The organism is Bacteroides congonensis (assembly GCF_900130125.1).
Taxonomy (GTDB): domain Bacteria; phylum Bacteroidota; class Bacteroidia; order Bacteroidales; family Bacteroidaceae; genus Bacteroides; species Bacteroides congonensis.
In genome coordinates this window covers 185,492-208,167 of sequence record NZ_FQXY01000011.1, presented here as the reverse complement: position 1 = coordinate 208,167, position 22,676 = coordinate 185,492, and the positions used below count along the sequence as shown (strand labels likewise).

The following is a 22,676-nucleotide window of genomic DNA, read 5'->3' as shown; positions in this document are numbered from 1 at the left end:
GTATATGAAGATGAAGAAGATATTTTATTCTGTCCTTTTACTTGCTTTGACAGCTTGCAAGGGCAACCAACAGATTACGGATAACGAAACTGGTATGGTTTCTGCAACTGAAGTTGCGGCAGACACCGTGGCGAAACAACCCGAAGTGGATGCCATCACTTCCGCGACTTCAAAACCGAATCAGGTTTCATTCAACGGGCGTATTGTCCTTCCGCCCCAACGACAGGCGACTATAGCATTGACTATGGGTGGAGTAGTCAAGCACACCTCTCTGTTGCCCGGACAACACATAGCTAAAAACGCGGTTATCGCCACCTTGGAAAATCCGGAATTCATTACCCTGCAACAGACTTATCTTGACAGTCATGCGCAGGCGGAATATCTTCTGGCGGAATACGAGCGTCAAAAGGCACTTTCCGCCGAACAGGCAGCTTCACAAAAGAAGTTCCAGCAAAGCAAGGCGGATTATCTCTCCATGAAAAGCCGCCAGGATGCCGCCGCCGCGCAACTCTCCATTTTGGGTGTCACCCCGGAGACATTGCTGAAGAACGGCATCCAGCCATTGCTGGAAGTGAAAGCCCCCATCAGCGGCTATGCAGCCAATGTGGCTATGAATATAGGCAAATACATCAATCCGGGAGAAGCTCTTTGTGAGATTATTGATAAAAGCTCCCCGATGCTCTGCCTGACTACTTACGAAAAAGACCTTGCAGACATACAAGTGGGCAGTCCCGTGCAGTTCCGCGTCAACGGGATGGGAACGCAGACTTTCAACGGAACAGTAGTCTCCATCGGACAAAAAGTAGACGAAACCAACCGTTCGCTCGAAGTTTATTCATCTATCAAAGAGACAAACGCACAATTCCGACCGGGCATGTATGTCACAGCACATATTCAGAAAAACGATTAATCACTAAAAAATTCTCTTATCTTTGCAATATGATAGTAAAGGCAATAGAAAAAGACAAATATGTGCTTTCCACAGTCATCATATCGGTGGCTGTGGCGGTACTAATCCATTTCCCGGAGTCCGTATCCCTTTTCGACCGGTTCGAGAGCCATTCGTTATTTCCCGGAATGAAGTTTATGGATGTGGCCAATGAGATACTCTTCACTTTTCTGTCTCTACTCCTGCTCTTCGCTGTCAATACGCGGCTATTCCATTTCAACCAGTCGTCTATCAAGATTACGGGAACAAAGATTCTCCTCTCTTTCATCTTGACATGGATATTGAGCAACCTGCTGGGACAAGTCTTTGTCTTCCTGCACAAGACATTTGATATTCCGGCCATTGACGCAATGGTACACCACTATCTGCACCCATTAAGGGATTTTATCATGGCCTGTCTTGTCACCAGCAGTTGTTATATCATTCATCTAATATACCGCCAACAACAGGTACTCATTGAGAACGAGCAACTCCAGGCAGAAAATATCCGCAACCAATACGAAGTTTTGAAAAACCAGCTCAACCCGCATATGCTATTCAATTCGTTGAATACTTTGCGTTCATTAGTACGTGAGAATCAGGACAAAGCCCAAGATTATATCCAGGAACTTTCCCGGGTACTGAGATATACCCTGCAAGGCAACGAATCACAGAGTGTCACCCTTCGCGAAGAAATGGAATTCGCTTCCGCCTATATCTTCCTGTTAAAGATGCGTTTTGAGAACAACTTGCAGTTCGACATACAGGTAGACAAGGCATACGAAGATTTCCGGCTTCCACCGATGGCTGTACAGGTATTGATTGAGAATGCCGTAAAACACAATGAAATAAGTAACCGGAAACCGCTGGCTATCCATATCACCACTGACGGGAACGGCTACCTATCCGTCAGCAACGACATTCAGCCCAAATGGACCGCCACCCCCGGAACGGGTATCGGACTGGTTAATCTAGCCAAGAGATACCACCTTTTATTCAAGCAAGAGATACAAATCACAGAGGGTAAAGAATTTACCGTTTCTATTCCCCTGATTGACGAAGCACAATAAAAAAACAGTGATTTATAGATAAAAAGACACCATGAAAACCGTCATTATAGAAGACGAAAAGGCAGCGGTACGCAACCTTTCCTCATTGCTCAACGAAGTAAAGCCGGACTCAGAAATTGCTGCCGTACTGGACAGTATCGGTTCCACTATCGAATGGTTCGGCTCTCATCCGATGCCGGACTTGGTATTCATGGATATTCACCTGGCGGACGGCTCGGCTTTTGAGATATTCAATCATGCCCATATCACCTGCCCGATTATCTTCACCACTGCCTATGACGAATATGCCCTGCGGGCTTTCAAAGTGAACAGTATCGACTATTTGCTGAAACCTATCGGCAAGGAAGACATCGAACGTGCCCTCGCCAAACTGGGAAACTTGCAGCATACCGCCACCCCCGACTCTCAATCGCTCCACACCCCACATCAGGAAGAAGAGCTGCTGCAACTTTTCCATTCACTCAAAAAGCAGGAGAACTATAAGACGCACTTCCTTATCCCAATAAAAGGAGACAAACTGCTACCTGTCTCCGTAGATATGATACAATTATTTTATATCAAAGACTGCCAGGTGAAAGCTGTCCTAAACGATGGCACAGAATACAACTTTCCTCAAACTCTGGACGAACTCACCGACTGTCTCAATCCTCACCTTTTCTTCCGCGCCAACCGCCAATACCTGGTTTCACGGGAAGCTATCAAAGATATTGATTTATGGTTCAACAGCCGGTTATCCATCAATGTGCGCTATTCCGGAATCAAGGAAAAGATTCTGGTCAGCAAGGCACGGGTGGCGGAGTTCAAGGAATGGTTCTCTAAGAAACAATAAATCAAAAGCTGACTTCGTGAACTAAATTCAACAATACCAATTTCAGTTCTATCACAAAGCTTCAGTTTACTCCATTGAGTTTCAAATCATCACTGCACGGTTTTGAACAAAATCATAATAGTTCCTGCATTACATAGAGTTTAAAATGATATAATTATCTTGCACGCCTACACTCTTTGCATCTACTTGATTGATACATAGAGATATAAGCGTGTGCAAGATGCCGTTGCAGATGTGTGCAAGATAAAAGTATCTTGCACGCTGTGTCTTTTTCAAAAAGTTCCTGATAATTCCCGAAAACTATGCAGTCATTTATAGAATCAAGGCATCAAATGACTTGTTCAAAGTAATGAAACAAAGTGTTTGCTATAGAGAAACACTTTGTTTCAAGTAAGTAAACACTTTGTTTCAAGCCTATGAACACTTTGTTTCAAGTACTTGAAACAAATGGGAACTACCGTCAACAGGAATGAATAGCTAAGTAATCACAGCAGACAGCGTGCAAGATACTTTTATCTTGCACGCATCTGCAACGGTATCTTGCACATACTTATATTTCTATGTATCAATTGAATAGATGCAAAGAGTGTAGGTGTGCAAGATAATTATATCATTTTAAATCTTGATGAAGCTAAATACTTGGCTCATTTCTGCACTGTTATGAGCTAAATGGGAATTTGATTTAGACATAAGAACAAAAGAACATAAAGGCTGCGCTTGGAAAATTATTTCTGCCGGTCATTAAACTACTACTGTTTTATCTTTTGTTCTTATGTTCTTCTGTCTAAAAAGAAATTTATTAGTCTGTCTGCAAAAAATCATTTAGCTCATTTCGGTATCGATATGAACTATTTACAGACAGAAGAACAAAAAAATAAAAGAAGAAATAAGTTAGCAATAAAGCTCATATAGGAACACATGTTCTTCTGGCTAATAAATTAAAAATAAAAGAAAGGAGAGCCTGGTTGTCAAGCTCTCCTTTCTCTTATTTCGATATAAATGAGACTGTTATTTCTTCGCCAGTTCATTAATCACATCCATAATCTTCTGCCCGATTTCTTCGGCAGCTTCCATTGTGGATGCTTCGCTATATACACGGATAATCGGTTCCGTATTACTCTTGCGCAAGTGCACCCATTTATCAGCAAAATCAATCTTCACACCGTCGATGTCGTTGATTTCTTCGTCTTTATAGATTTCCTTCACCTTAGCAAGGATAGCGTCTACGTCAATTTCCGGAGTCAGGTCTACACGGTTCTTAGCGATGAAGTAAGGCGGGTAAGTAGCGCGGAGTTCGCTGACTTTCTTCCCTTCGTGAGCCAAGTGGCTAAGGAATAAGGCAATACCTACCAAAGCGTCACGTCCGTAGTGGCTGGCAGGATAGATTACTCCACCGTTTCCTTCACCACCGATAACGGCATTGGTTGCCTTCATCTTCGTCACTACGTTTACTTCGCCTACGGCAGAAGCATTGTATTCCATACCGTATTTGCGGGTTACGTCACGCAGGGCACGGGTAGAGCTCAAGTTGGATACCGTGTTGCCCGGAGTATGTTTCAGTACATAGTCGGCAACAGTAACCAGTGTATATTCTTCACCGTACATTACACCGTTTTCGCAAATCATTGCCAGGCGGTCAACGTCGGGGTCTACTACAAATGCTACATCAGCCTTTCCACCTTTCATCAAGTTCATGATGTCGCCAAGATTCTTTTCAAGGGGTTCCGGGTTGTGTTGGAAGTTTCCGGTAGGTTCACAGTAGAGTTTTTCTACGTGTTTCACACCCAGGCGTTCCAAGAGTTCGGGAAGGATGATGCCACCTACTGAATTGACACAGTCGATAGCTACACGGAAATTAGCTTTTTTGATAGCTTCAACGTCTACCAGGTCAAGAGCCAATACGCTGTCGATATGTTTCTGATTGTAGGTCAGGTCTTTGCGATAAGAGCCTAAGTGGTCTACATCGGCATAGTCGAATTCTTCGGCTTCGGCGATACGAAGTACTTCGTTACCTTCGGCTGCATTGAGGAACTCACCATGTTCATTCAGTAATTTCAGTGCATTCCACTGTTTCGGGTTGTGTGAAGCTGTCAGGATGATACCGCCACAAGCGCCTTCCATCGTTACAGCCAGTTCCGTAGTCGGAGTAGAAGCCAGGTCGATGTCTACCACATCCCAGCCCATTCCCATCAGGGTGCCAACAACTACGTTTTTTACCATTTCACCTGAGATGCGGGCATCACGTCCCACAACAATTTTGTTACTCTGCACTTTGCAAGTCTTGCGAATCAAAGTAGCATAAGCTGAGGTAAATTTAACAATGTCAAGCGGATTCAGTCCTTCACCCGCGCCTCCGCCGATTGTTCCGCGGATGCCAGAGATAGATTTGATTAGAGTCATAGGTCTTTTACTAAAAGATTTATTTAAATGTTAGTGTCTTAGCTTCGTGCTTTACGGAACTCGGTGATGTCATAGAAGTAAGGAGTTACGTATTGCTGCGCGGACTGGTGTCCCATCTTTGAAGGAACAATCAGACGCACATGAGCGTTGTCACGCAAATAAGGTAATGATAAAAGCCACCCTTGCGGTACGGCGGTACTGCCGTAATAAGACGCCCATACATAGTCCATCTCGATGAATGTACCGGCTGAATAAGTCTCTTTTTTCACATAAACAAACACAGCAGGATTAGCATATAATTGTCCCGCATCCATATATTCTTCCGTAGGAATATTAAAAGATGCAAGCTCGCGGGTATCGACATTTATCTCCTTATACTTGGTACAGATGATGTCACGATCTTCAAATTTATACGCATTCTTATTATCTGCATCGTAATCTCCGCGGTCTATTATCTGCATATATATTCCTTCACTGGAGAAAAAAACGAATTCATCATATGCATCTCCGTTCGCTTTCGCTTTCGTCACGGTATCATTCCGCTCGAAATCTTCTACAGAAATCACATGAATCGCACTATCCTTGATGAACCTCTCCACTGCATTTTTCTCGTCTTCCAGCATTTCTGCATATGTCTTTGAGTTGTCGCATGCCTGGAACAAACTTCCGGCGGTTAACAAAGAGAGAAATAAAAATAAAAGTTTCTTCATTATCTGTTGTTTATAGCTATATTCCGCAAATGTATCGCAAAATCATTAAAAGTTGTAAGGAGATAGTTGAAAGTTCGTATCTTTTAACCTTTCCGTATTCACTTTTAACCTTCCATTTTTAGCTTTTGGCTGTTAGTAGTGGTTTATATTTCTCAAGCGCTTTTTCGAAGACTGCTTTGGCCTCTTCCATTGTTCCGAAAAATTCACCTCCGGATGCGTTCAGATGTCCGCCGCCGTTAAAAAATTCGGCGGCCAACTGATTACACGGGAAAGTTCCCACCGAACGAAACGAAATCTTAATCATCGGCTTCTCAGTATCTTCCCGCAGAAAACAGGAGAAACATACGTTCTTGATGGTAAGAGGGATGTTGACAAAGCCTTCGCTATCTCCTTTTATGTAGTTGAATTTGCTTTGCTCGGCTTTTGTCAGCGTTATCAACGCGGCGTTATAGTCCGAGTAAACCGTCATGTTAGACAATACATATCCCATCAGTCGCAAACGGCTCTCGGAATAGGTATTGTACACTTTGCGGTAGATTTCATCTTTATCAATTCCTTTGGAAAGGAGTTCGCTTATGATGTAATAAATCTCACGATTGTTCGAGTTGTAGGTAAAGCCACCGGTATCTGTCATCATACCTGTATAGATGCATTCGGCACCTTCCTTAGATATATCACCAAAGTAACCCATCCGGCAAATCAGACGGAATATAAGTTCGGAAGTGGAAGATATCTTGGGGTAAGACATCGTTATCCTACAAAATTCTTCGGGATACAAATGGTGGTCAATCATTATCTTGCGGGCAGGAGAAGCCGCTACGGCATCCGCCATATCGTCAATACGTTTCAATGCGTTGAAGTCCAGGCAGCAGATTACATCTGCTTCAGCAATCAACTTGTCCGCAAACTCCTTGTAACGGTCATACAAAAGAATGTCCTTACTGCCCGGCATCCATTTGAGGAAATCGGGGAAAGCGTTAGGCACGATTACGTTTACTGTTTTTTCCTGTGAATCAAGGAAGTGATATAATCCCAGTGAGGAACCGATGGCATCACCGTCAGGAGATACATGAGATACGATTACTATTTTGTCAGCTCGCTCGAACCATTTGGTAAAATGGTCTATTTTGGCTTGTTCTATTACTTTCGTCAACATATTCTTTTACTTTATCAGGGTGCAAATGTACGATAAATCTTTGTACTTAGAGCAAAAAGCAAACAGAACCTTCTTCGGATAAAGAGATAAAACGCAAACCGGATTGTTTGCATTCATCTTCAAGACGGTTTTTGCGGTATTCTGAAAGAGAGGCATCCAATATGATACAGCCGGGAACAAAGAGTCTGGTCAGTTCTTCCAAATGTCCGTCATAACCTTTGCATAAGTAAAGATAATCAATAGTATATAACACAGAAACTGTCGAATTGTTCCTCCAGCGATTGTCGGTCACCATACATATACGGCATCCTTGCCAAGATAGTATTTGTTGCCGGCGGGAGAATGTGGCAGTCTTATAATCGGTAGTTATTTCTTTCGGAGGTAGAAGATGATGGTGGTTCCAATAGTTGGTTGCCGCCCGCTTCAGGAGTTGCTTATCCGGAAGTGTATCGGCATAGTTTATCCAGGAATGCCCGTCGCTTCCGATACAATGAACTGCCGGACAACCACGCACATTATAAAAGACCAGACTGGATTGCGGGCGGTCTATCCACGACATCGCCACATGACAAACAGCCAATAGAAGAATAAAAGAAAGACAAGTTATCAGGTTTTTATATCTCCGGTTCATGTAATAACAAAATAACAGAAACAAAGAGACGTAGATGCCGAGAACTTCCAACTGATACAGCCAAATTCCGTCTATAGATGAATAAGGAAGTAGCTCTACCCATCGAACAAAAAGATTCAGGATTTCCAATAGTTTTTTAACTCCTTCTGCCACATAGGTTTGAATCCACGAAATTGGAGTGAGCAACAGCATGAATACAACAACATATAGGATAATGGTAACCAATGGAATAACGACCAAATTAGTCAGCAGAAAATGTGTGGAGAATCGGGAGAAGTAAAATATAACCAGTGGAGCAGTACCTAATTGCGCGGCGATGGACACACTCATCAATCCCCAAACGTATTTTCCTATTCTGCCTTTTATTGTAAACAAATGGTAGATAGGTTGTTGAATGAGTAAAATAGAGGTGACCGCTACAAAAGAGAGTTGAAAACCCACATCAAACAACCATGCCGGATTACAAAGCAACATAAGCCATGCGGTAGCTGCCAGGGTATTCAAAGAAAAAGACTGACGGCCAAACATATCTGCAAGAGCCAGAATAGAAAACATGGCAACCGAACGGACTACCGATGGCGAGAATCCTGTAAAGAAGGCAAAAGTCCATAATAAGATGATGAGAAAAAGGGAACGTAGATATCTACCCGTATTCCCTCTTTTGGCAACAGGTTGCAAAACAAAGAAAAGTAAGGCATATAAAAGTCCGATATGCAGACCGGACAGAGCAAGGATATGACTTGCGCCTGCCACCGAATAGCTCTCACGAATAGATTCACTAAGTTCTGTTTTGTCACCTATGGTCAATGCGGAAAGTATAGCCAGTTCGTCACCATTAAATCCGAGTTCACGATAAAGAGAGATTATCTTTTCCCGATAAGAGTTGGCTATATTTCTAAGATAAAGCATACTCGTTTTTAGATAATGATTGTCCGTTGCGTCTGGTGGCAAAGATAAATACAGGGAATGTCCGCCTGAAGATAAGATAGACCATTTTCCGGATGCAACATAGCCTGTCCCACAGATTCCTTTCCTCATCAAATAGCGGGCATAATCAAATTCATCAAAGTTCTTATTATTTGTAGGCGGAGATATACGGGCTGAAACTAACAGTTCATCACCAGTTTTTAGTTGTGCAGCTACCGAATCCCGTTTCAGATAAAGAATCGCGTTCCTGTCTATCGGATGGATACCGACAGAATCACAATGTTCTTTCAAAAGTGTCCGGCAGAGGTAAGTACGTTCTTTTGCTTGGGGTGTATCTGTTATTAAAACCCGATAGACAACTTCTCCTTGTGGAAAAGTATAAATTGTTTGTTGGAATTGACAGGTTATCCCAAGCCATCCACCTGTAAAGCAGAGGGCTGCAATAACAACTCCAAAACACCATCTCAGCGAATAACGTTCCAGGAAATAAAGGATAAACGACAGGGCGAACAAAAAGCCAAAGGCTAGAATCCCCCAAATAAGCTCTGTCGAACAACTGAAAAAGCGCTCTCCACAAAAAGCGCCTGCTATCCAGGGGATAACCAAGCGCATATAAGTATATTTATGAATAAAGTTATTCACTCATTAATATTAATTAGGTCGTCTATATGTGTTTGTATGCATGAAACTCCTCTCCTTCTAAGGAAGAATAGTGTATTATATAGGATATACTAAAGTTCTATGAATTACAAATCATGGAGCTGACGAATCATAGCTTCAGGATCCGGAGCTCCAAAAACGGCATTACCGGCCACTAACGCATCGGCTCCTGCCTCAACCAGGCGGGCACCAGTTTCCAGATTCACGCCACCGTCCACTTCAATCAAAGCTTTCGAGCCCGTACGTTCAATCAAAGCACGCAGTTCACGAACTTTCTCTACTGAATACTCTATGAATTTCTGTCCGCCAAATCCCGGATTCACGCTCATGACAAGTACCATATATACATCCCGGATTATATCTTGAAGCAAAGCAACCGGAGTTGCCGGATTGATTGTTACGGCAGGTTGCATCCCTGCTTCCTTGATTTGCTGAATCACCCGATGCAAATGCGGACAGGCTTCATAATGTACATTCATCGTATGAGCTCCCAACGCTTTCACCTCAGGGATAAATTTCTCCGGACTAACAATCATCAAATGCACATCCAATGGCTTCTTGCTTAACTTTGCCACGTATTTCAATACCGGAAAGCCAAATGATATATTGGGGACAAATACCCCGTCCATAATATCAATATGTACCCACTCCGCTTCACTGCGGTTTACCATTTCAATATCTTTTGCCAAATATCCGAAATCGGCAGAAAGAATGGAAGGAGCGATAATCGGTTTCATAATTCATCTATTTTAGGTTCAATTTATCTCGAAATCGAGACGGTTCATGCTATCTATTTATCAGATTACTTCATCTGACATCCATCTGACAGGCGGTATCCACGAAGTAATTCATCCGTTTTCAGACGTTTCTTGCCAGGAAACTGCAAGGAAAGGATGGACAGGAATCCATCTGGTACGGCTACCTTCATATATTTCTTTCCATCCGTCACAACAGTCCCGACAGAGAGTTGATGCGATTCGTTAATCTTTTCACTTTCAAAGACTTTCACCACTACCGTTTCTCCGTCAGGAGTGATTAATTCACTCCAAGCAGCCGGATAAGGTGATAGTCCGCGAATAAAGTCATATATCTTCTTTGCCGGTTGGTTCCAGTCAATCCTGCAAGTATCTTTGAATATCTTCGGAGCCGGGCGAAGTTCGCCGATAACAGCCATTTCTTCTTGAGGAATCGGTTTTACCTCACCATTCAAGATGGCATCTACCGTTTCAACAACCAATTTTCCGCCCAACACCATTAATTTATCATGCACTACTTCCACATTATCTGTATCCGCAATAGGCACACGGACTTGTTGGATGACTTCTCCGGTATCTATCTCATGTTTCAGGAAGAAAGTAGTGATACCAGTCTCCGTGTCACCATTAATGACTGCCCAGTTGATGGGAGCAGCTCCACGATATTGAGGAAGCAGAGATGCATGGAGATTGAATGTGCCCAGCCGGGGCATATTCCATACCACTTCCGGCAACATACGGAAGGCAACCACAATCTGCAAATCCGCTCTCCATTCGCGCAATGCTTTCACGAAAGCCTCATCCTTCAGCTTTTCCGGTTGAAGCAGCGGCAAATTCTGTTCAAGCGCATATTGTTTAACGGGAGAATATTGAATCTTATGTCCGCGTCCGGCAGGCTTATCGGGCATTGTTATCACGCCCACAACGTTATAACCGCCTTCTACCAACTGGCGCAGGGCCTCCACCGCAAAATCGGGAGTGCCCATATATACTATTCTTAAATCTTCTTTCTTCATTATCTTCTTACTTTTATCTGCATAGAAACCTGGCTCCGGCACCTTGCCGGCTAGTCTTCTGAAAAATGTACCAGTACTTGCCGGTATGAGTTAAATATCTTCGATTTAGAGACAAAGCCTTCGTAACGTCCTTCCTCGTCAACGACCGGGAGATTCCAGGCTTTGGTGTCATCAAACGTCTGCATCACCTGTTCCATTCCGTCCGTGTTGAATATCTTGGCCGGAGCAGATGTCATTAATTTACTAACAGTGAAACGATGATAAAGTTCTTGACGGAACATGATGTTACGGATGTCATCGAGCAGGACAATCCCCAACAGTTCACCCGTTTTCTTATCAGTCACCGGAAATACATTACGGTGAGAAGCAGCGATTGCTTTTACTAATTCGCCTAAATCCATTTCGGGATGCACGACAACAAAATCCTTTTCCACCACATTCTCCATTTTCATCAATGTCAGTACAGCTTTGTCCTTATGATGCGTAAGCAGTTGTCCCCTCTTTGCCAGACGCATGGAATAGATACTGTGAGGTTCGAACGCTATTATCGTCAGGTAAGAGCTTACAGATACAATCATCAATGGAAGGAACAAGTCGTAGCCACCGGTCAGTTCGGCAATCAGGAATACTCCCGTTAACGGAGCATGCATAACGCCGCTCATGACCCCTGCCATTCCCATCAAAGCAAAATTCTTCTCGGGCAGATAGGCGGAGAAATCAAAGCTATTACTAAAGTTCGAAAATACGAATCCTGCAATACAGCCCAAATAAAGTGAAGGAGCAAAGATACCGCCACAACCACCACCACCGTTCGTTGCACTGGATGCAAAAACCTTTAACAGGATAATCAACATCAAATAAACCAACAGCAGATTACCATAGCCATAGAACATAGAGTTGTTCATCACCGTATCCCATTCTGCGGCAGATGTACCATTCAGCAGAAGATTAATCGTGTCGTACCCTTCACCGTAGAGAGGGGGGAAAAGGAAAATCAGTACACTTAACATCACACCACCGAAAGCCAGTTTCTTGTAGGGATTGTTGAGTTTACCGAAAACTCCTTCGACCGAATTCATAGCACGCGTAAAGTAAAGAGAAATCAGTCCGCAAAAGATACCCAGCAAAATAACGTAAGGAATACGTTCCAGCTCGAATGCCTGGTCGAGATGGAATTTAAACATAGCTTCCGTACCGGTAGTTATGTAGGAAACGGTAGCTGCTGTCACTGCTGAAATCAGCAGAGGAAGCAGAGAAGACATGGTCAAGTCAATCATCAGTACTTCCAATGTAAATACCAGTCCGGCGATTGGCGCTTTAAAGATACCGGCAATAGCGCCCGCCGCTCCACAGCCAACGAGCAGCATCAACGTGCGGTGTTCCATCTTGAATACACTTCCCAGATTGGAACCGATGGCCGAACCTGTCAAAACGATAGGCGCCTCCGCTCCGACCGAACCACCGAAACCGATGGTTATCGCACTGGCAATGGTAGACGACCAGATATTATGTCGTTTGATGCGTCCCTGCCTGCGGGAAATGGCATATAGAATTTTAGTCACTCCATGACTGATGTCGTCTTTGACAATATTGCGTACAAACCAGCCTGCCAAAAAGATTCCGACTACCGGATATACCAAATACAGGTAATTAGCTTCCGTCGCATTGAAGTTGTCCGTTAAGAAATTTTGTATCTGATGGATGAAGAACTTCAATATCAAAGCGGCAAACGCTGTGAAGATTCCGACCAGGAAACTCAATATCAGGATGAATTGTTTCTCCTTTATATTGGCTTCCCGCCATTTGATGCAACGCTGTAATAAACTCTGTTTTTCCTCTTTCATTTACTCGCGAATTATCTTAATCACTCCACCTTTATCCAACTTAATAATACTTGAGGGTTTCGGCCGACTCCTGTCATCCTGACGGAAGCTGACGATATAGTCTACTGCCGATTTTATTTCATCACTGATTTCGCTGAAGTTCGCAGCACCGGGTTGTCCGCTGACATTCGCCGATGTAGAGACAATCGCCTTGCGGAATTGCTGGCAAAGGCGTCTTGAGAATTCCTCGTTGGTAACACGTATGCCCACACTTCCGTCTTCAGCCAACAGATTCGAAGCCAGATTGCGTGCACCGGAATATATAATCGTCAACGGCTTGTCGGCAACTTCAATCAAGTCCCATGCCACATCCGGCACATCTTGTACATAAAAATCCACCTTCACAGAAGTATCTACCAGTACCAGCATAGCCTTACTGTCAGCACGTTTCTTAATCTCGTATACACGGCGTACCGCCTCTTCGTTAGTCGCGTCGCAGCCTATACCCCAAACGGTATCGGTGGGATAGAGAATCACTCCTCCTTTATTCATCACCTGACAGGCTTTTTTAATATCTTCTATCATTTCTTGATTAATTTCTGTTGAGAATAACACGCAAAAGTAGTATTTTTGCGCCGAATTCAAAAAGATTAAGTGAAAACTATGGAAGAAATTGTATTTCACCACACTTTGCCTATTCAGTTGCGCTTCAATGACGTAGACAAATTCGGTCACGTCAATAACACTGTTTACTTTTCTTTTTACGACTTGGGAAAGACTGAATACTTCGCTTCAGTATGCCCGGGAGTAGATTGGGAAAAGATTGGCATCGTTGTCGTTCATATCGAAGCGGACTTTGTAAAGCAGATTTTTGCGTCAGACCACATCGCCGTGCAGACTGCCGTCTCTAAGATAGGCACTAAAAGTTTTCATCTGATTCAACGGGTAATCGATACGGAAACAAACGAGATAAAATGTATCTGCAAGTCTGTCATGGTGACTTTCGACCTCGAGAGACACGAGTCCATGCCGTTGACGGAAGAGTGGATAGAGGCGATATGCAAGTATGAAGGGCGGGATTTGATGAAAGCGTAAATCAAATTCTCCCCATGAGGGGAGACACTGTCTCCGCACCGATAAGGCACTACTCCGGCACCGGGGAGCAAATCTCTTGCAATGGAGTGCCAAACAAGCAAAACCAGCTTCTCCGGAAAAGTTTTATTTTGATTCATGTCCGCTATATAATAGAAATTGCCTATTTTTGCACCTTATTACTAAGGCATAAAATATCTAGTACAGAAAATGATAGCTGACAAAAGTATAAATTTAGATACCCTTTATAAAGTATTGTTTGAAGACGAAAAGCTGGAACTCTCCGAAGAATGTATCCGAAAAGTAGAGGGGAGTTTCGATTTCCTGCAATCTTTCTCTAGCGATAAGATTATTTATGGTATCAATACCGGGTTCGGCCCGATGGCACAATACAGGATAGAAGACCAGTCATTGATTGAACTTCAATACAACATCATCCGAAGCCACTCTACAGGCGCCGGAAAACCGCTCCCCGAGCTTTATGTGAAAGCAGCTATGATTGCCCGCCTGTACACTTTCCTGCAAGGGAAATCGGGAGTGCACATGGAACTGGTATCGCTCCTTTCCGAATTTATCAATCGTGGCATATGCCCCTTTATCCCCGAACATGGAAGCGTAGGCGCCAGTGGCGACCTTGTGCAACTGGCCCATATAGCCCTGACATTGATAGGCGAAGGAGAAGTCTTCTATCAGGGAAAATTGCGTGATGCCGCCACCGTACTCCGGGAAAATGGTCTGAACCCGTTCTCCATGCGTATCCGTGAAGGATTATCCGTGACCAACGGGACTTCCGTAATGACAGGAATCGGCATCGTCAACTTGATTTATGCCCGGAAACTGCTCCGTTGGTCGGTAGCCGCTTCCGTTATGATGAACGAAATCGCCGCCTCTTACGATGACTTTATGGCTCAGGCACTGAACGAAGCCAAACATCACCGCGGGCAACGGGAAATTGCCGCTATGATGCGAGAATGGGTAAGTGGCAGTCAATGCGTACTCCAAAGAGAGAACGAACTCTATAACCAAGTACACAAAGAAAAAATCTTCGAACATAAAGTGCAGCCTTATTACTCTCTGCGTTGTGTTCCGCAGATACTTGGCCCTATTTATGACGAGCTGGAGAATGCGGAAGAAGTATTAATCAACGAAATAAACTCCGCTTGCGACAATCCGATTATCGACCCGGAAACACAGAATATTTATCATGGCGGCAATTTCCACGGAGACTATATCTCCTTCGAAATGGACAAACTGAAAATCGCCGTGACCAAGCTGACCATGATCTGCGAAAGACAAATCAACTATTTGTTCCATGACCGCATCAACGGCATCCTGCCGCCATTTGTCAACTTAGGAGTATTGGGACTGAATTATGGTCTACAGGCATCCCAATTCACGGCAACGTCCACCACCGCCGAGTGTCAGACCTTATCGAACCCGATGTACGTCCACAGTATCCCCAACAATAATGACAATCAGGATATTGTCAGCATGGGTACTAACTCCGCCTTATTAGCAAAAACTGTCATTGAGAATTCCTATCAGGTGATGGCTATTCAGTTTATGGGGATGGCGCAGGCTGTCGACTATCTGAAGATACAGAAGAAACTTAGTCCGAAAAGCCGGCAGGTTTACGATGAAATCCGTAGCTTCTTCCCCGTTTTCACCAATGACACACCTAAATATAAAGAGATAGAAGCCATGATAGCTTATCTCAAAAAAGAAAATAAATAAGATGAAATACGCATTAATAACCGGTGGAAGCCGAGGTATCGGTCGTGCCGTCAGTTGCAGGCTGGCGGAAATGGGCTACTTCGTACTTATCAATTATCAGAGTAACGACGCGGAAGCGGAAAAGACATTGCAATTAGTACGGGAGAAAGGGAGCGACGGCGAATTGATGAAGTTCGATGTCACCGATTCCGAAGCGGTTGCCGTTGCTTTAGGCAACTGGTCTTCACTGCATCCCGACGAATATATCGAAGTGCTGGTCAATAATGCGGGCATCCGCAAAGACAACCTGATGTTATGGATGACGGGCGAAGAATGGAGTAAAGTGCTCGACATCAGCCTGAACGGTTTCTTCCATGTGACACAGCCTTTATTGAAGAACATGTTGGTGAAACGCTACGGGCGTATCGTGAATATCGTATCCCTGTCGGGCATCCAGGGAATGCCGGGACAAGCCAATTACTCGGCAGCCAAAGGCGGCGTGATTGCCGCAACCAAAGCGCTGGCACAGGAAGTAGCCAAGAAGAAAGTGACAGTCAACGCGGTGGCTCCGGGATTTATCCGCACGGACATGACAGAAGGCATTGACGAAAACGAATGGAAGAAGCATATCCCGGCGGGACGTTTCGGAACTCCGGAAGAAGTGGCCGACCTGGTCGGTTTCCTGGCATCTCCGGCATCATCCTACATCACGGGAGAGGTGATTTCCATCAACGGCGGACTATATACTTAAAAACAAAAGCATAGAATAGACTAAAATAATGAAAAGAGTTGTTATCACGGGAATGGGGATTTATTCTTGCATCGGCAAGAACCTGGATGAAGTAAAAGACTCACTATACAATGGGAAATCGGGCATCGGCATAGACCCGGTACGGAAAGAACTAGGTTATTTTTCCGCACTGACAGGTATTTTGGAACGTCCCGACCTGAAAAAGCTACTGGATCGGCGCAAACGTCATTGCCTGCCGGAACAGGGAGAATATGCTTATCTCGCAACATTAGAAGCTTTCCGCAATGCCGGCATTGATGAAGCTTTCCTCGAAAGCAACGAAGTCGGTATCCTGTATGGCAACGACAGCAGTGCCGCTCCCGTAATCAATGCGGTGGACATTATCCGTGAAAAGAAGAATACGGCACTGGTTGGTTCCGGTTCCATCTTCCAGTCGATGAACTCTACCGTGACAATGAACCTGTCTGTCATTTTCAAGCTAAGGGGGGTCAACTTTACCATCGCAGGAGCCTGTGCCAGCGGTTCGCATGCCATCGGTATGGGATATCTGCTTATCAAATCGGGATTGCAGGATTGCATCTTATGCGGCGGCGCGCAGGAAGTGAACCCGTATGCTGTAGGTAGTTTTGACGGGTTAAGCGCTTTCTCCACTCAGGAAGCGGAACCGGAAAAGGCTTCAAAACCTTTCGATAAGCGACGGGACGGGCTGATACCAAGCGGCGGAGCTGCCAGTCTGGTACTCGAAAGCTACGAATCGGCAGTGAAAAGAGGTGCGCCTATTCTGGCTGAAGTGATCGGATACGGTTTTTCATCCAATGGCGACCATATTTCCGTGCCGAATGTAGACGGCCCCAGACGTTCTTTGCAAATGGCTGTCAAGGATGCAGGTATTGCGCTCGAACGTATCAAATATATTAATGCACACGCCACTTCAACTCCGGTAGGCGACTTGAACGAAGCGAAAGCCATCGCGGAAGTATTCGACGGACACCGTCCGTATGTAGCTTCCACCAAGTCCATGACAGGACATGAGATGTGGATGGCAGGTGCCAGCGAAGTTATCTACTCCACCCTGATGATGAACAACAATTTCATCGCTCCCAACCTCAATTTCGAGGAGCCGGACGAAGCCTCGGCGCAGTTGAACATTCCGGCGCAACGGGTAGACTTGGAGTTCGACACGTTCTTGTCCAACTCCTTCGGATTCGGTGGAACCAACTCCACTCTGATAGTACGTAAATTCAATAAATAATAGATTAAAAGAGAAACCATATGACAAACGAAGAAATCATCGAGAAAATAAGAACCACTCTGGCAGAAGAGTTTGAAGTAGACATCGACGTCATCCAGCCGGATGCACCGTTGATGGAAACTCTCGAACTGGACAGCCTGGACTTGGTCGACATGGTGGTACTGGTAGAAAAGAATTTCGGATTTAACGTGACCGGACAGGATTTCGCAGGTATCAAGACCTTCCAGGACTTCTACAATCTTGTTATTACCCGTATGCAGGAAACAAAATAGACATGTCGACGTGGAAAGGCAAAACCAGGGGTGGAACGTTCGGATACTTATTCTTTATTTATTTGATTAAGTATCTGGGCATCACTGCCGCTTATATTTTCTTGAGCCTGGTAGTCCTCTATTTTATACCGTTCGCCCCGAAAGCGACGAAGAGCACCTGGTTTTATGCCCGCCACATCCTGAAATACAATCGGATACGTTCTGTTGGAATGTTGCTGCGCAACTATTACCGGCTGGGACAGATTCTGATTGACAAGGTAGCCATCGGCAATGGGAAAGCAGACCGGTATCGGTTTGAGTTTGAACGATATCCGGAGTTTCTACGATTATTGGACAGCGAGCAAGGAGTGATTATGATTGGCGCCCATGTGGGAAACTGGGAAATAGGCGTTCCTTTCTTTGATGATTACGGAAAGAAAATCAATATCGTGATGTACGATGCCGAACATCGCAAAATCAAGGAGATGTTGGAGAAAAACGGAAGGGAGAAAGAATACAAGATTATTCCTGTCAACGAGGACAATCTGACACACGTTTTCCGCATCACTGAAGCGTTGAACAAAAAAGAATATGTCTGTTTCCAGGGCGACCGCTACCTGAATAAGGAGAAGCTACTGACAGGCAGATTAGTGGGACGGGAAGCCCCTTTCCCTGCCGGACCTTTCTTGTTGGCTTCGCGAATGAAAGTACCTGTCGTATTTTATTTCGCCATGCGGGAACCGGGAAGAACGTACCGTTTTCACTTCATTGTCGCGGAGCCGGTGGTACGAAACAAAGATAAAAAAGCGGAGACGGCTCTGCTCGAACAATATACCGTTGCCTTGGAACAAATACTAAAGCGTTATCCGGAACAATGGTTTAATTATTACCCCTTCTGGGAATCTGCCGAAAAGCAGTCACCGGATTCAAAAGAAAGACAAAAAGATGCAACAGAACAGATATGACAAAGAACCGTTGACAGCGGTAGAAGCTCAACGCCTGGCACAAGAGATAGCTTTCGGCCCCATCGTATTTCAGGTATCGCGCCTAATGCTTAAATTCGGTATTTTCAAGTTACTTGCAGACCACCGGAACGGACGGACGCAGGAAGAAATCAGCAAGGCTTGCGGACTGTCTTCTTATGCCGCACAAGTATTATTGGAAGCATCGTTGACAATCGGAACGGTGCTATTGCGCGAAGGCCGATACTCACTCGCCAAAGCCGGTTGGTTCCTGCTTAATGACAAGATGGTGCGTGTCAACATGGACTTTAACCAGGATGTCAATTATCTGGGTATGTTCCATCTTGAAGAAGCTTTGACCAACGGACGTCCCGAAGGGCTGAAAGTATTCGGAGAATGGAGTACGATTTATGAAGGACTGTCCAGTCTGCCGCCACAGGTACAGAAGAGTTGGTTTGGATTCGACCACTATTATTCGGATTGCTCGTTTGACGAAGCACTGGCTATCGTTTTCGCCCGCCATCCCAAGACTTTGTTGGACGTAGGCGGCAATACCGGTCGTTGGGCAACGAAATGTGTAGGCTATGACGCCGCAGTGGAAGTGACCATCATGGACTTGCCGCAACAACTGGAGATGATGCGCCAACAGACCCAAGACCTGCCCGGAGCAACACGTATCCACGGGCACGGCGCCAATCTACTCGACCCGCAAGTTCCTTTCCCTACGGGATTCGACGCCATCTGGATGAGCCAGTTCCTCGATTGCTTCTCGGAAGAAGAAGTGACCAGCATACTGACACGTGCCGCCCGTTCTATGGACAAAGAAAGCCGGCTCTATATCATGGAAACTTTCTGGAACCGGCAGAAGTTTGATACAGCCGCTTACTGTCTGACGCAAATCAGCCTCTACTTCACAGCAATGGCAAACGGCAACAGCAAGATGTACCACTCGGACGACATGAAACGATGCATCGAAGCAGCGGGACTGGAAATAGAAGAAATGCACGACCACCTGGGAATGGGACACAGCATCGTACAGTGCAAACTGAAAGTTACAACAGAAAATAATGCGGATTAAGATGAATAGAGAAGCTATCATACACGGAGAAGGAATACTCGGACTGATTCCGCAACGCCCGCCCATTGTCATGGTGGATAGTTTCTTCGACATCGAAGAGAACTGTTCCTATTCCGGGCTGACCATCACGTCCGATAATATCTTCTGCGAAGCAGGAAAACTGCAAGAACCGGGAATCATCGAGCACATCGCCCAATCGGCAGCCGCACGTATCGGGTTTATCTACACTCGGCAAGGCGCACAGGTTCCGTTAGGCTTTATCGGTTCGGTGGATAAACTCAAGATTTATAATTTACCGGAAGTGGGAATGAAACTATTTACCGAGATTACGGTCGTGCAGGAAGTATTCGATATTACACTGGTTTCCGCACAAGTAAAAGCCGGTGAGGAGCTGATAGCCGAATGTCGGATGAAAATATTTATCAAGAAAGAATGAAACGGAAAACGACTCAACATACACCCGCTCTGACCAACCGGACTACATTCAAAGTGCGGTTCAGCGAAATAGATTCCATGCAAATCGTATGGCACGGTGAGTACGTACGTTATTTTGAAGACGGAAGGGAAGCCTTCGGCAAGCAGTACGGTCTGGATTATATGAGTATTTACCGCGAAGGGTACATGGTTCCCATTGTCGATTTGACCTGCCAGTTCAAGCAATCATTATCTTTTGGTGAAGAGGCAATTGTCGAAACGCGCTATATCGCCTGCGAAGCTGCCAAGATAAAATTCGAATACGTCATCTATCGGGCTAGTGACCAGAGCGTAGTAGCTACCGGAAGCACGATGCAGGTATTCCTGAACCTGAATAAAGAACTGGAACTTATTAATCCGCCGTTTTATATGGAATGGAAAAAGAAATGGAACATTCTCTGAACATATATATTACAGCTCATACGCTTATTACTTCACTGGGCTTCGGCATACAGGAGAATACGGAAGCTATCCGTGCCTGCCGGAGTGGCATCCGCATACAGGAAGCCGGACGGATATCCGACAGCCCGCTATTGGCAGGAATGATTGACGCTGTCGAATTGGAAAGACGGGCGAAGGAGATGCAGATAACGGATTATACCCGTATGGAACAACTATTTATTTTGGCTGTTCAAGAGGTGATTTCCCAGTCGGGAGCCAGTCTCCGTGAACCGGATTGTGCCTTACTGCTCTCTACGACAAAAGGGAATGTCGATTTATTAAGTAAGCAGGCTGCTTCGGACGAACTGGTTGCTTTGGGTGAATCGAACGGTTCGTCTATACAGCTTCCAACGGACAGTCCTGCCTTTCTTTGGAAAATGGCGGAGCGAATCGGCAACTTTTTCGGAGCCTGCAATCAGGTAGACGTCATTTCCAATGCCTGTATATCAGGAGTTTCGGCACTCATTGTAGCTAAAAGACAGATAGAATCGGGACGTTACAAACGGATCATCGTTGCCGGTGGAGATATTCTGTCTCATTTTATCACCAGCGGATTCCTGTCTTTCCGGTCTGTCAGCGCACAGCGCTGCCGACCTTATGACATACAACGGGACGGATTGAGCCTGGGCGAAGCCTGCGGAGCCGTTCTTTTAGAAACTCAAGGGAACGCCAATGATATTATTCTCTCCGGTGGAGCTGTCAGCAATGATGCCAACCACATATCCGGTCCTTCCCGGACGGGAGACGGATTGGCAATGGCTATCAACCAGGCAATGGAAGAGGCAGAAGTAACTCCCGGAGACATCAGCTTTATCAATGCACACGGGACAGCTACCGTCTACAATGATGAAATGGAATCCAAAGCTATCCATCTGGCAGGATTATCAACTGTTCCGGTGAATAGCTTGAAACCTTATTTCGGGCATACGTTAGGAGCTTCGGGCATTATCGAAACCATCCTTTGCATGGAGCAGTTGAAAACAGGAATATTCTACGGGACTTTAGGATACGAAACACTCGGTGTTCCTATGCCTGTCACCGTCTATGGCACGCATCAACCGATGCCGATGAAATGTTGCGTCAAGACCGCTTCCGGTTTCGGTGGATGCAATGCCGCAGTTGTATTGTCTCTTCCTGCCGCCCGTCACCGTCAGAAACAGGTTCCTTTCTCCAAGGCACTTGCCGAATCAGTGAACAGTATCACTATCAGACCGGGAGTGGTAGAACGTGACGGAACAGTCATATTCAACTCTTCAGAGACGGACTTTGCACCGTTTATCCGGGAAGCCTATAAGAATTTGGGAGAAAACAATATGAAGTTCTATAAAATGGATGACCTGTGTAAACTGGGATATGTGGCTGCCGGCCACTTGCTGAAAGGAACTGATTATCAACCGGAAGAGATTGGAATTATTCTTGCCAACGCTTCTTCATCGCTGGATACGGACTGCAAACATCAGACTCTTATCAGCAAAGAAGGAGACAAAGCCGCCAGTCCCGCCGTATTTGTCTATACGCTCCCCAATGTGGTGTTGGGTGAGATTTGTATCCGGCATAAAATAAAGGGAGAGAATACTTTCTTTGTCTGTCCGCATTACGAGCCTGATTCTTTAGAGGATTACGCACGTATCGTAATGGCTAAAGGGAAGTTGCGCGCATGCGTCATAGGCTGGTGTGAACTGATGGACGGACAATATCAGGCAGAATTTAAACAAATTACTAATATATCAACGACTTATTAATAACATATCGACAAC

General features: G+C 45.0%; 21 protein-coding genes. 13 read left to right on the top strand and 8 right to left on the bottom strand.

All coding sequences use genetic code 11. The features are described from left to right. The first annotated feature begins 10 nt into the window (after positions 1–10). Genes BQ7997_RS18420 through BQ7997_RS18410 form a run of 3 tightly spaced genes read left to right on the top strand, consistent with a single transcriptional unit; the run spans position 11 to position 2,827 of the window. The gene (locus tag BQ7997_RS18420; protein WP_073348447.1) at positions 11–910 is read left to right on the top strand and encodes an efflux RND transporter periplasmic adaptor subunit; all 900 of its coding nucleotides are present in this window, start codon (positions 11–13) and stop codon (positions 908–910) included. 29 nt (positions 911–939) lie between these two features. After that, positions 940–1,998: a sensor histidine kinase gene (locus BQ7997_RS18415; RefSeq protein WP_073347592.1), complete on the top strand. Its 1,059-nt coding sequence runs from the start codon at positions 940–942 to the stop codon at positions 1,996–1,998. 31 nt (positions 1,999–2,029) lie between these two features. Further along, positions 2,030–2,827, top strand: a complete 798-nt coding sequence (locus BQ7997_RS18410; protein ID WP_073347591.1) for a LytR/AlgR family response regulator transcription factor — start codon at positions 2,030–2,032, stop codon at positions 2,825–2,827. Between the two features lie 1,008 nt (positions 2,828–3,835). Here the strand turns inward: BQ7997_RS18410 and glmM are convergent. From glmM to BQ7997_RS18370, 8 genes are all read right to left on the bottom strand, one after another. Next, positions 3,836–5,227, bottom strand: coding sequence for a phosphoglucosamine mutase (glmM, locus tag BQ7997_RS18405; RefSeq protein ID WP_073347590.1), 1,392 nt, complete (start codon positions 5,225–5,227; stop codon positions 3,836–3,838). Between the two features lie 38 nt (positions 5,228–5,265). Next, positions 5,266–5,937 (bottom strand): BamK family beta-barrel-assembly machinery protein, encoded by a 672-nt coding sequence (locus tag BQ7997_RS18400; protein ID WP_022138313.1) that lies wholly within the window; start codon positions 5,935–5,937, stop codon positions 5,266–5,268. Between the two features lie 118 nt (positions 5,938–6,055). Beyond that, positions 6,056–7,093 carry a DHH family phosphoesterase gene (locus tag BQ7997_RS18395; protein ID WP_044655588.1) on the bottom strand — a complete coding sequence of 346 codons (1,038 nt, stop codon included), beginning with the start codon at positions 7,091–7,093 and terminating at the stop codon, positions 6,056–6,058. A 46-nt stretch (positions 7,094–7,139) separates the two neighbouring features. Further along, complete coding sequence (locus BQ7997_RS18390; protein WP_097677835.1) at positions 7,140–9,263, bottom strand: ComEC/Rec2 family competence protein; 2,124 nt, start codon at positions 9,261–9,263, stop codon at positions 7,140–7,142. Positions 9,264–9,397: 134 nt separating this feature from the next. After that, a complete protein-coding gene (gene rpe, locus BQ7997_RS18385) occupies positions 9,398–10,048 on the bottom strand; it encodes a ribulose-phosphate 3-epimerase (RefSeq protein WP_073347588.1) in 651 nt (216 codons plus the stop codon). A gap of 65 nt (positions 10,049–10,113) precedes the next feature. After that, positions 10,114–11,082 carry a methionyl-tRNA formyltransferase gene (fmt, locus tag BQ7997_RS18380; RefSeq protein ID WP_073347587.1) on the bottom strand — a complete coding sequence of 323 codons (969 nt, stop codon included), beginning with the start codon at positions 11,080–11,082 and terminating at the stop codon, positions 10,114–10,116. 50 nt (positions 11,083–11,132) lie between these two features. Next, positions 11,133–12,926, bottom strand: a complete 1,794-nt coding sequence (locus BQ7997_RS18375; RefSeq protein WP_073347586.1) for a chloride channel protein — start codon at positions 12,924–12,926, stop codon at positions 11,133–11,135. Further along, positions 12,927–13,490, bottom strand: a complete 564-nt coding sequence (locus BQ7997_RS18370) for an L-threonylcarbamoyladenylate synthase (RefSeq protein WP_073348446.1) — start codon at positions 13,488–13,490, stop codon at positions 12,927–12,929. Positions 13,491–13,568: 78 nt separating this feature from the next. Here BQ7997_RS18370 and BQ7997_RS18365 point away from each other — a divergent pair, with 78 nt between their 5' ends. The 10 genes from BQ7997_RS18365 (at position 13,569) to BQ7997_RS18320 (ending at position 22,661) form a co-directional block, all read left to right on the top strand. Then, positions 13,569–14,000: an acyl-CoA thioesterase gene (locus tag BQ7997_RS18365; RefSeq protein ID WP_022137619.1), complete on the top strand. Its 432-nt coding sequence runs from the start codon at positions 13,569–13,571 to the stop codon at positions 13,998–14,000. A 207-nt stretch (positions 14,001–14,207) separates the two neighbouring features. After that, on the top strand, positions 14,208–15,731 hold the full coding sequence (locus BQ7997_RS18360) for a flexirubin biosynthesis tyrosine ammonia-lyase FlxA (RefSeq protein WP_073347585.1): 1,524 nt from the start codon (positions 14,208–14,210) through the stop codon (positions 15,729–15,731). A 1-nt stretch (position 15,732) separates the two neighbouring features. Then, positions 15,733–16,461, top strand: a complete 729-nt coding sequence (gene fabG, locus BQ7997_RS18355; protein WP_073347584.1) for a flexirubin biosynthesis SDR family reductase FlxB — start codon at positions 15,733–15,735, stop codon at positions 16,459–16,461. A 28-nt stretch (positions 16,462–16,489) separates the two neighbouring features. After that, entirely contained in the window at positions 16,490–17,713 is a 1,224-nt protein-coding gene (locus BQ7997_RS18350; protein WP_022137622.1) for a beta-ketoacyl-[acyl-carrier-protein] synthase family protein, read from the top strand. Between the two features lie 20 nt (positions 17,714–17,733). Beyond that, positions 17,734–17,985 (top strand): acyl carrier protein, encoded by a 252-nt coding sequence (locus tag BQ7997_RS18345; protein ID WP_022137623.1) that lies wholly within the window; start codon positions 17,734–17,736, stop codon positions 17,983–17,985. Between the two features lie 2 nt (positions 17,986–17,987). After that, positions 17,988–18,929: an LpxL/LpxP family acyltransferase gene (locus BQ7997_RS18340; RefSeq protein WP_073347583.1), complete on the top strand. Its 942-nt coding sequence runs from the start codon at positions 17,988–17,990 to the stop codon at positions 18,927–18,929. Beyond that, positions 18,910–20,004, top strand: a complete 1,095-nt coding sequence (locus tag BQ7997_RS18335; RefSeq protein WP_022137625.1) for a FlxJ family methyltransferase — start codon at positions 18,910–18,912, stop codon at positions 20,002–20,004. Before BQ7997_RS18340 ends, BQ7997_RS18335 begins: the two co-directional genes overlap by 20 nt. 1 nt (position 20,005) lies before the next feature. After that, on the top strand, positions 20,006–20,440 hold the full coding sequence (locus BQ7997_RS18330; protein ID WP_073348445.1) for a hotdog family protein: 435 nt from the start codon (positions 20,006–20,008) through the stop codon (positions 20,438–20,440). Next, positions 20,437–20,880 carry an acyl-CoA thioesterase gene (locus tag BQ7997_RS18325; RefSeq protein ID WP_022137627.1) on the top strand — a complete coding sequence of 148 codons (444 nt, stop codon included), beginning with the start codon at positions 20,437–20,439 and terminating at the stop codon, positions 20,878–20,880. Before BQ7997_RS18330 ends, BQ7997_RS18325 begins: the two co-directional genes overlap by 4 nt. Next, positions 20,865–22,661, top strand: a complete 1,797-nt coding sequence (locus BQ7997_RS18320; protein WP_073347582.1) for a beta-ketoacyl synthase N-terminal-like domain-containing protein — start codon at positions 20,865–20,867, stop codon at positions 22,659–22,661. The genes BQ7997_RS18325 and BQ7997_RS18320 overlap by 16 nt, the downstream gene beginning before the upstream one ends. Positions 22,662–22,676: the final 15 nt, after the last annotated feature.

Coding starts and splice junctions, on each gene's coding strand:
- BQ7997_RS18365 (WP_022137619.1), top strand. CDS start 13,569: ATGGAAGAAATTGTATTTCACCACACTTTGCCTATTCAGTTGCGCTTC.
- BQ7997_RS18360 (WP_073347585.1), top strand. CDS start 14,208: ATGATAGCTGACAAAAGTATAAATTTAGATACCCTTTATAAAGTATTG.
- fmt (WP_073347587.1), bottom strand. CDS start 11,082: ATGAAGAAAGAAGATTTAAGAATAGTATATATGGGCACTCCCGATTTT.
- BQ7997_RS18395 (WP_044655588.1), bottom strand. CDS start 7,093: ATGTTGACGAAAGTAATAGAACAAGCCAAAATAGACCATTTTACCAAA.
- BQ7997_RS18340 (WP_073347583.1), top strand. CDS start 17,988: ATGTCGACGTGGAAAGGCAAAACCAGGGGTGGAACGTTCGGATACTTA.
- rpe (WP_073347588.1), bottom strand. CDS start 10,048: ATGAAACCGATTATCGCTCCTTCCATTCTTTCTGCCGATTTCGGATAT.
- BQ7997_RS18410 (WP_073347591.1), top strand. CDS start 2,030: ATGAAAACCGTCATTATAGAAGACGAAAAGGCAGCGGTACGCAACCTT.
- BQ7997_RS18320 (WP_073347582.1), top strand. CDS start 20,865: ATGGAACATTCTCTGAACATATATATTACAGCTCATACGCTTATTACT.
- BQ7997_RS18415 (WP_073347592.1), top strand. CDS start 940: ATGATAGTAAAGGCAATAGAAAAAGACAAATATGTGCTTTCCACAGTC.
- glmM (WP_073347590.1), bottom strand. CDS start 5,227: ATGACTCTAATCAAATCTATCTCTGGCATCCGCGGAACAATCGGCGGA.
- BQ7997_RS18345 (WP_022137623.1), top strand. CDS start 17,734: ATGACAAACGAAGAAATCATCGAGAAAATAAGAACCACTCTGGCAGAA.
- BQ7997_RS18420 (WP_073348447.1), top strand. CDS start 11: ATGAAGAAGATATTTTATTCTGTCCTTTTACTTGCTTTGACAGCTTGC.
- BQ7997_RS18350 (WP_022137622.1), top strand. CDS start 16,490: ATGAAAAGAGTTGTTATCACGGGAATGGGGATTTATTCTTGCATCGGC.
- BQ7997_RS18370 (WP_073348446.1), bottom strand. CDS start 13,490: ATGATAGAAGATATTAAAAAAGCCTGTCAGGTGATGAATAAAGGAGGA.
- fabG (WP_073347584.1), top strand. CDS start 15,733: ATGAAATACGCATTAATAACCGGTGGAAGCCGAGGTATCGGTCGTGCC.
- BQ7997_RS18335 (WP_022137625.1), top strand. CDS start 18,910: ATGCAACAGAACAGATATGACAAAGAACCGTTGACAGCGGTAGAAGCT.
- BQ7997_RS18400 (WP_022138313.1), bottom strand. CDS start 5,937: ATGAAGAAACTTTTATTTTTATTTCTCTCTTTGTTAACCGCCGGAAGT.
- BQ7997_RS18325 (WP_022137627.1), top strand. CDS start 20,437: ATGAAACGGAAAACGACTCAACATACACCCGCTCTGACCAACCGGACT.
- BQ7997_RS18390 (WP_097677835.1), bottom strand. CDS start 9,263: ATGCGCTTGGTTATCCCCTGGATAGCAGGCGCTTTTTGTGGAGAGCGC.
- BQ7997_RS18330 (WP_073348445.1), top strand. CDS start 20,006: ATGAATAGAGAAGCTATCATACACGGAGAAGGAATACTCGGACTGATT.
- BQ7997_RS18375 (WP_073347586.1), bottom strand. CDS start 12,926: ATGAAAGAGGAAAAACAGAGTTTATTACAGCGTTGCATCAAATGGCGG.